The organism is Nocardia brasiliensis IFM 10847 (assembly GCF_000710915.1).
Taxonomy (GTDB): Bacteria; Actinomycetota; Actinomycetes; order Mycobacteriales; family Mycobacteriaceae; genus Nocardia; species Nocardia brasiliensis_A.
The window spans coordinates 17,995-30,828 of record NZ_BAUA01000116.1 but is presented as its reverse complement, the minus strand read 5'-3'; the positions used below and the strand labels follow the sequence as shown (position 1 = coordinate 30,828).

The following is a 12,834-nucleotide window of genomic DNA, read 5'->3' as shown; positions in this document are numbered from 1 at the left end:
CGCCCGTAATCGAGTGATGGATCAGCCGCGCTCGAGCGGCAGGCCCGCGGCGCGCCACGCGGCGACCCCGCCCGCCAGACTGGTGGCGTCGTACCCGGCCTGCTGCGCGCGGGCCGCGAACCGCAGCGAGAGCTCGCCGACCGGGCACACGAACACCAGCGGCCGCGACCGCGGAAACGGAATGCCCTGGGCGAACATGTCATCGAGTTGATCGTCGCGGATATTGAGCGCGCCGGGCACATGCCCGATCCGGTAGGCCATCGCACCGCGAGTGTCGACGATGGTCGGCTTGCCGGTGCGGTCCAGTTCGGCGAGTTCGTCCGGGGATACGGTCGGGGTCGTACTCAGTTCGGCCGGAGTCGGCGCGGAGGCGCGCGCGGCAGGCGAGAACAGGTCGGGCCTGCGCTTCTTGAGGTAGGACAGATAGGGTTCCAGCCGGTCGCAGACGATGAACACCGCGACGATCGGGTCGTCCGCAGGGCGCGCCGAATCCGCTTCGGCGGCAAGGGTATCCAGCGCGGCCACGTAGCTCGCGCCGCTGGTCGGCCCGGCCAGGATGCCGTAGCCGGTGGCCAGGCGCAGCGTGGCGTCGACCGCGCGGGCGGCCTCGACGGTCACGATGCTGTCGTAGAAGTCGGGCTGGAACAGTCCCACCTCCCACATCTCGCTCTCCGAGCGGATCCCGGGAATGAAGTCGGCGCGCTCGGAAACCACGGCGACGGCGCGCAATTCGGGATTGTGCTTGCGCAGGTAGGTGGCGGTGCCCCTGGTCGAGCCGGTGGTGCCGAGTCCGCCGATGAGGTAGTCGACCCGGGTGATCCCGTCGGCGGCGAGGTCCTCGTGGATCTCGCGCCCGGTGCCGTGGTGATGCGCCTCGATGTTCTTCTCGTTGGTGTACTGCGAGGCGTGGTGGTAAGCGCCGGGCCGCTGCGCCATGGTCGCCTCGATCACCGCGTAGACGTCGTTCGGTGTCGTCGGATCGGGGCACTCGGAAAGCCCCGGCAGCTCGACGATCTCGGTGCCGAAGAGCTGGAGCAGCTCGCGCACCTCGGCGACCTTGATCCGATTGGTGACCGCGCGCAGTCCGATGCCGTGCACCGCGCCCAGAATCCGCAACGCCTTGGCGGTATTGCCGCTCGACGCCTCGATGAAGCTCTGACCGCGCGCCACGATATCGTCGAGCTCGTCGCGGATCATGCCCCACGCGACCCGATCCTTGACCGAGCCGAAGGGGTTGTGCGACTCCAGCTTCGCGTACAACTCGACATTGCGCAGGCCGTGTACCGCCGGGTCGAGGCGCAGCAGGGGAGTGTTGCCGATGAGTTCGGTGATGTGGTCGTAGCGCATCAGCGCGCCTCGGTGCTGTGGCGCGGCGCCGACGGTGGCCGGGACGCGAGTGGCGGGGTGTGGTGGGTGGGCGCCGGTTGGTACTCCGCGTCGTGGCACACCCGGAAATCGTTGTCGTCGTAGGTCACGACGAGCTTGCTCGGGCGTGGGTGCATGGACGCGGACGCCGCGGACAGATCCATGTGGTACGCGGCGGTGTTCGGGAACACCACCAGATCACCGGGCCGCGGCCGATCGGCCGGCCACACCAGGTGATTGGTGATCAGATCGCGCTCCAGACAGAGCCGTCCGGCGAAATACACACCCGCCGGGGCGCTTTCGGTGATGGTCCGTCCGTCGCCCGGCAGGATGACGGGGTCGACCATCACCTCCTGGTCCGCCGGCGTCACACAGTCCCGGCTGAGATCGACGTGCACCAGCACGCTGCCGTCCGCGATCTCCTTGACGAACTCGACTTCGGCCACCGTCACCCCCGCGTGATCGGCCAGCGCCTTTCCCGGCTCCAGCCACATGTCCAGCAGATTGTCCGAGAGCACCTCGGCGACGGTCCGTCCGCCGTGCCGCTCCAGTGCGGCGCCGAGCACGTCCTCGAGCAGCGCGGTCGCCGGAACCGTGTTGGCGTACTTGTGGAACACCGGTATCCCGTGCACCGCACCGTTGGCCACGTGATACCCGAAGGTGTTGTTGCCCCAGCTCATCGGCGCCCGCAAGCCGAGCAGCGCATCGCGCAACGCCTGGACGTACTCGTCGAAACGATCGGCGTCGGCCGTGAAGACCTGCCGGAACCCACCCCCGATATCGACCACCGAGGGCGTGAGGCCGCGCGCGTAGCTTTCCTCGATCAGCGACAGGCAGGCGTCTATCGCGCGGACGCGTTCTCCCGCGTCTCCGGAGTCGAGGTGAAAAGCAAAGCCGAGGAATGTGATTCGATCCTGATGTGCACAGAGCAACTCGAAGGCGGCGGCCACCGCGGACAGCGGCACGCCGAACCGGCTCACCTGTGCGTCGTGGAACCCGGATACGCGCAGCAGCACCGGCACGGCGGCATGCGGCTCGGTGAGTTCGACGATGCGCCGCAGCTCCCACAGGTTGTCCACGTTGATCGTCACGCCGCGGGCGATCAGATCGCGCAGGAACACTTCGCCTTTCGGACCGGTGACCTCGATGCGCATCGGCCCGAAGCCCGCACCGGCCGCGCTCGCCAGCTCCTGCGGCGAGGCGACATCGACGGCGATCCCCGCGCGCTCGGCGGTGCGGACGAACGCCTGCGACTGATTGACCTTGTGCGCGTAGCAGATTCGATGGCCGGGCAGCCGCTGTTCCAGCAGCGCACGAAACCGCCCCAGATTCTCCGCGAACACCTGCGGGAACAGCAGGTGCACCGGCGAGCCGAACCGTCGCACGGTATCGGCGACCGCACCGGGGGTGTCCAGATAGGCGCGTACCAGCGGATGGATCTTCGCGGGTAGCGCCGGTGGCGCTGCCGTCATACCGCGGATTCCGACGGCTGGGCGGCGACCGCTTCTTCGGCCGGGGTCTGCGGCTGCTCGGCGACCGGGTTGTAGCCGCCGTCGCGGATCGCCTCGAACGCCCGCGCCCGGTTGCGCGGGCTGCGGAACTCGGCCACCACACGCTTGCTGATCAGATCGATCTCGACCACTCGGATGTCCATCGACTCGAGCACGCCGCCGATCGTCCGCACGCAGTGCTTGCAGGTCATGTCCGGGACGTAGAACACCTGATCCTCGGCGGTCGCTGCCTGGTCGGCGGTCGCCTCGTTCAGCTCGGCGCTCACCTCGGCCGGCTCGCAGCGACCGACCAACTGCTCGAACACCGCGACGAAGCGGTCGACGACTACCGGCAGGATGCTGTAGTGCCCGCCACCGAGGTGGTGCGGCATCGCGGCCAGGCAGGCGGGTCGGGTGCCCGCGGGCAGCAGAGCGTACTGACGGGAGATGAGATCGAGATCGTCGTGGTACTTGGCGATCGCCTCGGGAATGGACAAGCCCTCGACGTGGGTCGCGCGCCGCATCACCGTGTGCGCGTCGGAGATGGTGGCGTCCTTCATCGCCCGCAGTGTCGCCACGGTCTCCGCGGAGTACCGGACCGTGCCGTCGGGCTGGGTGATCAGCGTCACCGGGATCATGCCGCGCCGATACGTGGACGCCTGCAGTTCCCAATACCATCGGGTCGCAACCGCGGCGAACAGACCGGATTCGTGGATGCCCCTGGCGAATTCGGCGGCGCTGCGGTACGGGGTCTGCCTGGCCAGCAGTGCGTGCTGCGCGAGCGCGCGACCTGCCGCCTCGATGCCGACCCGGAAGATATCGGTCGGTTCGTGGTCGGTGGTGGTCGCGTCGAGCACCGCGTGCTCGCGTGGGCCCAGCGCCGAGACGCGTTCGGCGAAGGCGGTATTCGCCTCGAACGCGTGCCACAGCGCGAGCACGGTCTCGCGCATGGCGATCGGCACCAGCGGGCCGAGGCCGTCCGCGCGGAAGTGGCCGGTGTTGGGGATGCCGTCGCTGTCGGTCCAGGTGATCCGGTGCGTCGCACTGGTCACCTGGTAGGGACGGCACGGCCGCATGAACCGCTCCAGATACAGCCGCTGGGAGTAGGTGAGATGACTGTTCGGCTCGGTATGCAGTGCGGTGCAGGTGTATTCGAAACGGCGGCGGTCGGGCAACGGTACCGGCGTGCGGAACAGCCCGGGCTGGGCCAGACCCGCCAGCACCCGGGACGCGGCCCTACGGTCGTAGCGCGGGGTGTCCATGGTTATGTGACCTCCTCGGCAATCGTCATGACGCACTTGGTGAACCGGTCGATCTCGTCGGCGGTGTTGTAGATGTGCGTGCTGACCCGGACCGAGTCGTCGTGGCCCGCGGGGCTCTCCTCGGGCGCGACGGTGCAGTGCAGGCCGGTCCGGACCAGGAAACCCAATTCGCTCAGCACGAACCCGAGGTCCGCCGCCGAGATCCCGTCCAGCGTGAACGAGACGATGCCGTAACCGACCGGGTCCGGCGCGTAGGCGGGGCCCGGCCGGAACTCGAGCCCGTGGATCGGCCGCAGCCCCTCGATGAGGCGCAGGGTCAGCATGCGGTTGTGCGCGGCGATGGCGGCCACGTCGAGCGATTCGAGCACCTCGAGCGCGCTGCCGAGCGCGAGGATGCCGGGAATGTTCTGCGTGCCGCCCTCCAGCAGCGCCGGCATCGCCGCGGGCACCAGGCCTGCCTCGCTCACCCGTACCCCGGAATTGCCGCCGGGCAGAAACGGCACCAGCCGATCGTGGACCCGCCTGCGGCAGTACAGGATTCCGGTTCCCGGCGTGCCGAACATCTTGTGCGCGGCGAAGATCGCGAAATCGGCGTCGAGCTCGGTCACGTCCACCGGTAGATGTCCGCCGCTCTGGCTGCAGTCGAAGCACAGCAGGATCTCGGGGTCGAGCCGGCCGCGCAGTTCTTCCAGGGTGGTCAGCCCGCCGTACACGTGATGCAGATGGCTGGTGGTGATCAACCGGGTGCGCGGGCCGACCTTGGCCAGGATGTCGGTGGTGTCGGCGGCGCCCGCCGCGGTCACCCGGTACGGCACCAGCTCCAGCCGCCGCCCGAACCGGGCGAGCAGACCGCGCAGGTGATGCCACGGATGCACATTGGACGCGTGATCATTTGGGCTGTAGAGGATCTCGTCGCCGTCCTCGAGCACCGCCAGGCCCCAGGACAGCGCCACGGCGTTGAGCGCGGCCGTCGCCCCGCCGGTGAAGACCACCTCGTCGGCGTGCGCGGCACCGATGAAGGCGGCCGCGCGCTGCCGGATGCGGGTGATCCGCCCGCTCAGGCTGGTGGCCCACGGATAGGTGCCGCGACCGGCGTTGGCGGTGCGGGAGCTGTGATAGTGGTTGATCACGTCGATGACCGGCCGCGGCTTCTGCGTGGTGGCCGCGCTGTCCAGATACACCTCGGTGGATTCGGCCAGCGCCGGGAAGAGCTTGCGGACCGCGGCCTGCGCGGGCGCAGCGGAGGACCGCTCAGCCGGTGGTCGCACGACATGCGACCGCGAGGCGTGGGATCGCAACGTGACGCTCCCTCCGAAAAAGCGCTGAGCCGGATGCGCTGGGACGCCCCCAACGATACGCACTTTTCCTGAGGTCTCGAAGGTTTCTCGTGGGCAATGCCTTTCACGCCACCGGTTTCCGGCTAGTCTGGGGGTCATGGCTTTGACCTTGAAAGAGCGTCAAGAGTTCCTCGCCCAGCCGCATATCGCGGCGTTGTCGGTGGCCGCGGGCCCCGATCGCGGCCCACTGACCGTGCCCGTCTGGTATCAGTACGCACCCGGCGGCGAGCCGTGGCTGCTCACCGGGGCGGATTCACAGAAGCTGAGCGCCATCAACGCGGCCGGGCGGTTCACCCTGATGGTGCAGCGCACCGAGCCGAGCGTGCGCTACGTGACGGTGGAGGGGCCGGTCGCCAAGATCACCCCGATCACCGACGCGCTGCACCTCGAGATGGTCGAGCGCTATCTGAGCGGCGACGCGGTCGACGCGTACCTGAAGCAGGCCGCGGACTTCGGCGAACAGGTCGTGGTCTACCTGCGACCCGAGCACTGGCTGTCCAAGGACCTCGGCAGCATCTAGGGTCAGTACTTGCCCTGCAGGTACTCGACGAGGTGCTGGCGCTCGGTGGCCAGTTCCGAGATCGCGCTCTTCACCACGTCGCCGATGCTGACGATGCCGACCAGCCTGCCCTCGCCGACCACCGGCAGATGCCGAATCCGGTGTTCGGTCATGGTGTTTCGCAGGCTGTCCACCTCGTCGTCGGGACCGCAGGTGCGCACGTCGGTGGTCATGATGTCGGCGACCGCCGTGTCCAGTAGCTCGGCGCCGCGCGCGTGCAGCGTGCGCACCACGTCGCGTTCGGAGACGATGCCGACGATCCCGTCACCGTCGGGCGTCACCACCACCGCGCCGATATTGTGCTCGGCCAGCGTGGCCAGCAGGCTCCGTACCGTCGTGTCGGGTGCGACCGTGGCCACGTCGCATCCTTTTCTACGCAAGATCTCGGCTATTCGCATGCTTCACCATCCAGACGTCCGCGCGGCAGTTTCAGGATCCCAAGTCGAGGTCCCGGTGGCCAGCACGAATCCGTTACGGGTCACGCCGGGTCACAGGCGACGGGTGACGCTGCGGTCCAGATCGCGGGCGAGCAGCGCGATCGCGGCCTGCGAAATCCCCGCGGAGGTGGCCAGATCGATCGAGGTGAGCTGGGCGATCCGGCGCAGCCGATAGTCGACGGTGTTCGGGTGCACGTACAGCTGACGTGCGGTGAGCTGCCGGTTCATATCGTTGCCGAGGTAGGCGCGCATGGTCTCGAACAGCTCGGGGTGGGCGTCGAGCGGGGCGAGCACGGTGGCGATGCGCCGGGTGGCCGGACCGCCGCGGGTGAGCTGATACTCCACCGCGAGGTCGGCCATCTGATAAAGGCCAGGGGGCTTGCCACCGACCCGCACCAGATTGAGCAATTCGTGGGCCTGGTCGGCGGATTCGGGCACCTCGTCGGTGTCGCTGGCGACGACGGTCGCGGTGAGCGGCACCTCGGCCGCCTCGGCCAGTCGCGCCAATGTCTCTGCGGTCATGGTGGTTTCGCCGTCCTCGCCGATCGGGACCAGCATGGTGCCGCCCTTGGTGCTGAGCAGCGCCAGCGCGCGGGAGGCGAACACGGTCGCCAGCGCGGATTGCAGCCTGCGGAGCTTGCGCCGGGCTGCGACATGCGCGTCGACCCGCGGGTCGCGCTCGTCGGCGTGTTCCGAAAGTGACAGCGCGACAACCTGATACGCGTCGGCGATCGGGATGCCGGCCTGCCGGGCGAGGGCGGAGCTGCCGCGCCCGCTGAGCAGCGCGGAGGCCAGCGTCTGCGTGGCGGTCTGGTGCTCCTTGGCGACGAGATGCTGTTCCTCGACGTAGGCGTCGGCCACCGCGGCGGTGACCGCCTCGAGCAGCTCCAGCATGAGATCGCTGGCGACGAGCAGTTCGCGCACGTCGTCGGCCTTCGCGGGCGCGGTGACCAGACCGAACGCGATGCGCACGCCCTCGTGATAGCCGCGCAGAATGGTGCTGAGCGGCACGCCTTCCCGCGCCCACTGGGTGGCCGCCTCGCGGACCTCGCCGAGCCGTTCGTCGCCGGGCACGGCCCGGCGATCGAACATTTCCGCGACCAGGCCGAGGCAGCTGCGGGTGAGTTTCGTGACGTCCCCGCGTAATTGCTCGCCGGGCAGGGTGCGACACGGGGCCATACAGGTGGCGAAATATCCCACCATTCGCGAAGCAACCCGGTCGGTATTTTGTAGCGGCATCGAGGCCGGCCGGCCGCCGATTTCGAGCGCTGTGTCGGACGAATCAGCGGAAAGATCCAGCGCGGAGAAGGTCATTCGGGTCGCTCCATTGCCACGTCGGGCGGAAAAGAACGGGTGCCCGAATCGTTCGGCTCACTATACGAAAGGGTGCTGCGCGTGGTGGCTTATCGATGAGATCTATTGGGAGCCTACGACATTATCGAGTCGTCTGGTCATGACCTGGCACAGTGCACAAGACATTTGGCAGTCACGACGCTACTCTGGCGGAAATTGATCGGGCTGCTACTCGTCGTCCAGGCCGGCGGAAAGGTATGCGGCGGCAGCGAGCCACTGCCGGCATTGCGGGCCGTGGACTTCGTGGGCCGACAGAATGTCACGCGCCAGTCGATAGGTGAGGCCCGGTGGTTCGACACCGCAGTCGGACACCGGGAACTCCGGTGCAGGACATTGCCGCGGCAGCTCGACGCCGGTGCCGCCGATGACGGCGACCCGGCGGGGAGTCCGGAATGGCTGGCTCATTCGACCGCCCCTCGCGTGTGGCATGTGGGGAGGTTGCTGTGTAGGCGCCGCCGGCTCGAACTCCCTGCGTACCTCCCCGATATGGCACCGAGTCTAGGCCGCCGTCGCTTACAGATGCAAGTACATCTGCACAGACGCCGCCGATGAACATGGGGGAACGAGGCGGAAAACGTCTTCGCGACGAGCTGTCGCGAACCTCGGGGGCATATCGGGCGAATGGGCCGACGCGATAGCTGCTCGATGGCGCCGGCGCGCAGACGCCCGGAGGCCGTGGCGTCCATCGGTTGTTCCGCACGGTTCCGGGCAGCCGACCCGGCGCGGCGGGTCGATGGTGGGCCTGACGCGGGACTTTGCGGGGATGAGGTCGCGCGATCGGGTTGTCCTCTATATAGGTCGACACCTCGGACCGGTTCGCGCCGCACCGTGACTCGATTGGTCACGGAACGGTCTTCGCCGCTCGTTCGGTAGCTCCGGATGTGCCTCGGACCGGAGGTGGCCGAAGCGGGGGCGGTGGGCCGACGATGGCTCCGCCGGGCGGGTGCGGCGCCCTGGCACGCGCCTGGCGGCGCCTCGGAATGGTCGATTCGCGCCCTTGGCGTGCATGTCCCATGGGTTCCATCCGTGTTGCGACTGTTAGGGATTCGTGCAGGTCAAGCGGGTGCGCGCCGGGCCGCGCGGTTCGTACCGCCGGGTCGAAACAGGCTTGCCTCAGATCTCGGACCGAGTGGTCCGAATTAGTAGAGGCGCAGCGGCGAACATCGTGCTATCGTCCAAACTGTTGGTGCAAATGCAAGAACGTTTGAGAGTGCAGATGCACGAACCGATTTGCAACAACTGGCGATACTGAGGAGTGGGGAACATGTCGGATACAGCCATGAACAAGGTCATCGGAACCTGGCGTAAGAGCTCGTTCAGCAACCCCAGCGGTAACTGCGTCGAGGTCGCCGAGGCGACCAACGGCCAGGTCGCAGTGCGTAACTCGCGTGATCCGGAGAGCGGTACGCTCTTCTACACCCGTCCGGAGATCGACGCGTTCGTCCGCGGCGCGAAGGCGGGGGAGTTCGACTATTTGACGAGCTGAGCGGTAGCATTAGCGATCGGTGCGGTGTGTTTCGCGACAGGTGGTTGTGACATGCTGCGGGCAACCTCGAGTATCGGAGACGAACTCAATGATCGCTGAACCCAATGACGATGGTCAGGTCGATGCCGTTGTCGCAGAACGAGGCCCGACGGTGCTACGCATCGCATTGGGTGGTCAGCTGCGCAAGCTCCGGGAGAGCAAGAACATCACCCGCGAGGCCGCCGGCGATGCGATCCGTGGCTCGCACGCGAAGATCAGCCGTCTCGAGTTGGGCCGCACCGGTTTCAAGGAACGCGATATCCGGGATCTGCTGACCCTCTACGGCGTCACCGACGCCGAGGAGCGCCAGCGGTTCCTCGAGTTGGCCAGGCAGGCGAACGAGCCCGGATGGTGGCATCGCTACAGCGACCTGCTGCCCCAGTGGTTCGGTACTTACCTGGGCCTCGAACAAGCCGCGAGCAAGATCCGCACGTACGAAGCGCATCTTGTTCCGGGACTCCTGCAAACACCCGAATACGCCAGGGCAGTGGTGGCGCTCGGGTATGAGGACGCCGACACCGATCGGCGGGTTCAGGTTCGGCAACGCAGGCAGGAAATCCTGCACCGGGCCGATCCGCCGGTCGTGTGGGCGGTGATCGATGAAGCAGCGCTGCACCGGCCCGTCGGTGGGCCGCGCGTGCAACGCGAACAGCTCGAGCACCTGATCGAACTGGCCAAGCTGCCCAATGTCACCGTCCAGGTGCTGCCCTATTCCGCAGGCGAACACGCCGCGGCGGGTAGCTCGTTCAGCATTCTGCGCTTCGCCGAGGCCGAACTGCCCGACATCGTGTACCTGGAACATCTGACCAGCGCGCTGTACCTGGACCGCAGGCAGGATCTGGCGTTGTACCTGTCGGTGATGGACCGGCTGAGCGTGCAGGCCGAGCGGCCGGAGAAGTCGATGGAGATCCTCGCCGGTTACGCCGCAGAACTATGAGCCACCCCGCGACGGGGTTTCCAGAACGCCACGCACCGCCACGAGGACGGGCGTGGTTTTCCGGTTTTCAGACCCTTTGTCGCGGTAGCGGACGGGTGTCGAGCACGGCGCGAGTGTTGTCACGTGACGATCCATGGCCGGCCTCCACTTTCACAGTCGGCCCCGGCTGTTCGGTTCGGGTGCCGCCGGATTCGGCGCGCGCGCCGAACGACGCAGCGCCCGCACCGAGGGTGTCGGTGCGAGCGCCGGTACGTGGTTCGGCACGAGCGAGGGGTTACTCGGTCCGAACTGGGTCGGACGGCTCGGCGGCACTACCTGCCGTAAGGCCTTGCGCCGCAAGCCCTGTGCCCGAGGGTGAATCATCGCCAGTGGAGCAAGATGGCTCAGGGCTTGCGGGACAAGGCATTTCGGCATGCGTGGCGCGCCGAGCCGCCCGGTGGAGCTACTGCCGGATGAAGCTGGACGCGATCCGCCAGAACGTCGCAGGCTGCATGGTGTGGAAATCCCAGTCGTCGACGACATCGTGCGCGGTGGTGACGATCCGGTCGATATCGAAATCGTGCCGGGTGGCCGCGCCGGTGGACTCGACGGCGTCGATGACGAACGCGACGGCGGTCTCCCGGGAGTATGCGCTGTTCCTGTGGCCGCTCCGGGCCGACGGTGTGCTCATCATTTCTGTACCGTTCGCTGGCTGGTCGACCAGTGCGACATCGGCTATGCCGAACCGGACGCCGGAAAGTGGTTGGTTCATTCGAACGCCCCTGACGTTTGGCGGCAGCGGACCCACGGCGACTTCGGCCTTCGGCTCGCCCATGCGGCCTCCCCTGGTTGTCCCCTGTAAAGCGTTGCGGGACTGAGTTTAGGTCGCTGTACCTTTCATATGCAAGTACATCTGCACGATCGATTTGCAAGCGCACGTGCATGATTAGCGTCTGAAAGTTTGCTGAAGCGGCGGTTACGCGGAATTCATCAGCTCGCGCCGAAAACGACATCGGTGCTGTAGTCGATCTGCGTGCCGGGCTCGACGAAACGATCGGCCGCGGCGCGCATGGCCAGGAAATGCTCGGTGAAACGGTGCGCCTCGGCGGCTTCGTCGTCGGTGTAGAGCTGGTAGAGGAAGAAGCGGTGCGGGTCGAGGCGGTCGGCGCAGACGTCGAAGCGCAGGCAGCCCGGCTCGTCGCGGACCGACGACACGGCACTGCGCGAGATGGCGTCGAGGAAGTCGGCGCGGGCGCCCTCCCGGATCTTCATGGACACGATGCGGCTGAACACAGTTCCTCTCCTATCGAGAACGTCGACTGCAACGTCAATCGGTAAGGGCGGCACCACCGTTCGTGCCCCCGGCGAGTGCGGCCACCGCGCGGTCAACTGGTGTGTTGCCCGCGACGAGTTCGAGCGTCGCGCCCGCGGTGTGGGTCGCAGGCAGCAACGCGGCGATGACCTGCGCGACATCGGCTCTGGGGACATCGCCCCGGGGAACCGGGGGTCCGGTCAGCGTGACCAATCCGTTACCGGCGGTGTCGACGAGGCGCCCCGGGCGCAGGATGGTCCACGCCAAATCGCGCCCGCGCAGGTCTTCCTCGGCCTGTGTCTTCGCGTCGATATAGGCGGCCCAGACGTCGTCGGTGCCGGTCGCGGGCGGTTGGCCGGCGCCCATACTGGAGATCTGCACGAAGCGCCGGGCGCCGGCGCGTTCGGCGGTCTCGGCGAGCCGGACCGAGCCGTCCCGGTCCACCGAGTACTTGCGGGCCGCGCTGCTGCCCGGCCCGGCGCCCGCGGCGAAAACCGCTGCGTCCGAACCGTTCACGACAGCCAGCAGGTCGTCCGGCGTGGCCTGCTCCAGGTCGAGCAGGACGGGTTCGGCACCGGTCGCGATGATGTCGTCGGCCTGGTCCGGCTTGCGGATCAGGGCTGCGACCTGGTCGCCTCGGCTGGTGAGCAGCTGGGCGAGCAACAGGGCGATCTTGCCGTGCCCCCCTGCGATGACAACGCGCATGCCTACGTCCTTTCGGTAGCGAGCGGTCCGCCTCAACGTTCGGGGCCGCCCGGGTTGCACTGGGCGTCGACGGTGGCCTGATAGCCGACCGCCGGGCGCCACGGTTCCAAATTCCAGCTGGGCTTGTCCGGCTGGATCAGGCGGGCCCAGATCCAATGGCAGCGGAACTGGTCGTCCATTCCGGGAGTACCCGCTTCGGGCGAGCGGGTAAGCACCTCGCGCCAAGCCCGGCCCTCGGCGTCGGCGGCTGTGGTCTTGCGTCCGGCGTCGGTGGGGAAGACGAGCAGCCGAGCACCGTCGATGGTGTCGGTCCACGTGAGTCGGTCGATCAGCGGCAGCCCGGCATAGGGATCGACGGTCGGCGTCGCGGCGGCCGTGCGGGGCGGGCTCGGCGTGCCGGCGGGGGGAGTCGTTGTGGCGGTAGGCGATATCGCGGCCGGGTCGTCGGAGCCGCAGCCTGCGAGCACCGGCAGCAGTGCGCCGCACAGAAGCACGAGAGCACGGGCCCGACGTGCCGAGTCGCTGTGACGGTGGACGCGAACCGACCGGTCCGGGCACTCCATTCGGGCTCCT

14 protein-coding genes are annotated in these 12,834 nt (G+C 67.8%); 3 read left to right on the top strand and 11 right to left on the bottom strand.

The genetic code is table 11. The features are described from left to right. Positions 1 to 21: 21 nt before the first annotated feature. Genes NBRGI_RS24920 through NBRGI_RS24905 form a run of 4 tightly spaced genes read right to left on the bottom strand, consistent with a single transcriptional unit; the run spans position 22 to position 5,385 of the window. On the bottom strand, positions 22 to 1,347 hold the full coding sequence (locus NBRGI_RS24920) for a pyridoxal-phosphate dependent enzyme (RefSeq protein ID WP_029899637.1): 1,326 nt from the start codon (positions 1,345 to 1,347) through the stop codon (positions 22 to 24). Next, on the bottom strand, positions 1,347 to 2,837 hold the full coding sequence (locus tag NBRGI_RS24915; protein ID WP_029899636.1) for a decarboxylase: 1,491 nt from the start codon (positions 2,835 to 2,837) through the stop codon (positions 1,347 to 1,349). The genes NBRGI_RS24920 and NBRGI_RS24915 overlap by 1 nt, the downstream gene beginning before the upstream one ends. Beyond that, on the bottom strand, positions 2,834 to 4,117 hold the full coding sequence (locus tag NBRGI_RS24910; RefSeq protein WP_235211094.1) for a heavy-metal-associated domain-containing protein: 1,284 nt from the start codon (positions 4,115 to 4,117) through the stop codon (positions 2,834 to 2,836). The genes NBRGI_RS24915 and NBRGI_RS24910 overlap by 4 nt, the downstream gene beginning before the upstream one ends. A 2-nt stretch (positions 4,118 to 4,119) precedes the next feature. Then, positions 4,120 to 5,385, bottom strand: a complete 1,266-nt coding sequence (locus NBRGI_RS24905; RefSeq protein ID WP_029899634.1) for an aminotransferase class V-fold PLP-dependent enzyme — start codon at positions 5,383 to 5,385, stop codon at positions 4,120 to 4,122. 166 nt (positions 5,386 to 5,551) lie between these two features. Between NBRGI_RS24905 and NBRGI_RS24900 the strand changes: the two genes are divergently transcribed. Further along, a complete protein-coding gene (locus NBRGI_RS24900) occupies positions 5,552 to 5,974 on the top strand; it encodes a pyridoxamine 5'-phosphate oxidase family protein (protein WP_029899633.1) in 423 nt (140 codons plus the stop codon). 2 nt (positions 5,975 to 5,976) lie between these two features. On the opposite strand, the gene NBRGI_RS24895 is transcribed toward NBRGI_RS24900, so the two are convergent. From NBRGI_RS24895 to NBRGI_RS24885, 3 genes are all read right to left on the bottom strand, one after another. Beyond that, complete coding sequence (locus NBRGI_RS24895) at positions 5,977 to 6,411, bottom strand: CBS domain-containing protein (RefSeq protein ID WP_029899632.1); 435 nt, start codon at positions 6,409 to 6,411, stop codon at positions 5,977 to 5,979. 90 nt (positions 6,412 to 6,501) lie between these two features. Then, complete coding sequence (locus NBRGI_RS24890; RefSeq protein ID WP_029899631.1) at positions 6,502 to 7,764, bottom strand: PucR family transcriptional regulator; 1,263 nt, start codon at positions 7,762 to 7,764, stop codon at positions 6,502 to 6,504. Between the two features lie 207 nt (positions 7,765 to 7,971). Then, positions 7,972 to 8,208, bottom strand: a complete 237-nt coding sequence (locus NBRGI_RS24885; protein WP_014984799.1) for a hypothetical protein — start codon at positions 8,206 to 8,208, stop codon at positions 7,972 to 7,974. An 859-nt stretch (positions 8,209 to 9,067) separates the two neighbouring features. On the opposite strand from NBRGI_RS24885, the gene NBRGI_RS24880 reads away from it, so the two are divergent. Then, positions 9,068 to 9,289: a DUF397 domain-containing protein gene (locus tag NBRGI_RS24880; protein WP_029899630.1), complete on the top strand. Its 222-nt coding sequence runs from the start codon at positions 9,068 to 9,070 to the stop codon at positions 9,287 to 9,289. An 88-nt stretch (positions 9,290 to 9,377) separates the two neighbouring features. After that, positions 9,378 to 10,265 (top strand): helix-turn-helix domain-containing protein, encoded by an 888-nt coding sequence (locus NBRGI_RS24875; protein WP_029899629.1) that lies wholly within the window; start codon positions 9,378 to 9,380, stop codon positions 10,263 to 10,265. A 442-nt stretch (positions 10,266 to 10,707) separates the two neighbouring features. Here NBRGI_RS24875 and NBRGI_RS45420 read toward each other — a convergent pair whose 3' ends face one another. The 4 genes from NBRGI_RS45420 to NBRGI_RS24850 form a co-directional block, all read right to left on the bottom strand. Further along, on the bottom strand, positions 10,708 to 10,938 hold the full coding sequence (locus tag NBRGI_RS45420; RefSeq protein ID WP_226887355.1) for a hypothetical protein: 231 nt from the start codon (positions 10,936 to 10,938) through the stop codon (positions 10,708 to 10,710). Positions 10,939 to 11,234: 296 nt separating this feature from the next. Next, positions 11,235 to 11,537, bottom strand: coding sequence for a putative quinol monooxygenase (locus tag NBRGI_RS24860; RefSeq protein ID WP_029899627.1), 303 nt, complete (start codon positions 11,535 to 11,537; stop codon positions 11,235 to 11,237). Positions 11,538 to 11,571: 34 nt separating this feature from the next. Further along, positions 11,572 to 12,261, bottom strand: coding sequence for an SDR family oxidoreductase (locus tag NBRGI_RS24855; protein WP_029899626.1), 690 nt, complete (start codon positions 12,259 to 12,261; stop codon positions 11,572 to 11,574). 32 nt (positions 12,262 to 12,293) lie between these two features. Beyond that, a complete protein-coding gene (locus NBRGI_RS24850; RefSeq protein ID WP_036560694.1) occupies positions 12,294 to 12,755 on the bottom strand; it encodes a DUF2599 domain-containing protein in 462 nt (153 codons plus the stop codon). Between the last annotated feature and the right edge of the window lie 79 nt (positions 12,756 to 12,834).

What these genes read in the sequence shown, in the direction of transcription:
- NBRGI_RS24875 (WP_029899629.1), top strand. Translation starts at nt 9,378, where the DNA reads ATGATCGCTGAACCCAATGACGATGGTCAGGTCGATGCCGTTGTCGCA.
- NBRGI_RS24895 (WP_029899632.1), bottom strand. Translation starts at nt 6,411, where the DNA reads ATGCGAATAGCCGAGATCTTGCGTAGAAAAGGATGCGACGTGGCCACG.
- NBRGI_RS24920 (WP_029899637.1), bottom strand. Translation starts at nt 1,347, where the DNA reads ATGCGCTACGACCACATCACCGAACTCATCGGCAACACTCCCCTGCTG.
- NBRGI_RS24910 (WP_235211094.1), bottom strand. Translation starts at nt 4,117, where the DNA reads ATGGACACCCCGCGCTACGACCGTAGGGCCGCGTCCCGGGTGCTGGCG.
- NBRGI_RS45420 (WP_226887355.1), bottom strand. Translation starts at nt 10,938, where the DNA reads ATGATGAGCACACCGTCGGCCCGGAGCGGCCACAGGAACAGCGCATAC.
- NBRGI_RS24855 (WP_029899626.1), bottom strand. Translation starts at nt 12,261, where the DNA reads ATGCGCGTTGTCATCGCAGGGGGGCACGGCAAGATCGCCCTGTTGCTC.
- NBRGI_RS24880 (WP_029899630.1), top strand. Translation starts at nt 9,068, where the DNA reads ATGTCGGATACAGCCATGAACAAGGTCATCGGAACCTGGCGTAAGAGC.
- NBRGI_RS24915 (WP_029899636.1), bottom strand. Translation starts at nt 2,837, where the DNA reads ATGACGGCAGCGCCACCGGCGCTACCCGCGAAGATCCATCCGCTGGTA.
- NBRGI_RS24890 (WP_029899631.1), bottom strand. Translation starts at nt 7,764, where the DNA reads ATGACCTTCTCCGCGCTGGATCTTTCCGCTGATTCGTCCGACACAGCG.
- NBRGI_RS24885 (WP_014984799.1), bottom strand. Translation starts at nt 8,208, where the DNA reads ATGAGCCAGCCATTCCGGACTCCCCGCCGGGTCGCCGTCATCGGCGGC.
- NBRGI_RS24900 (WP_029899633.1), top strand. Translation starts at nt 5,552, where the DNA reads ATGGCTTTGACCTTGAAAGAGCGTCAAGAGTTCCTCGCCCAGCCGCAT.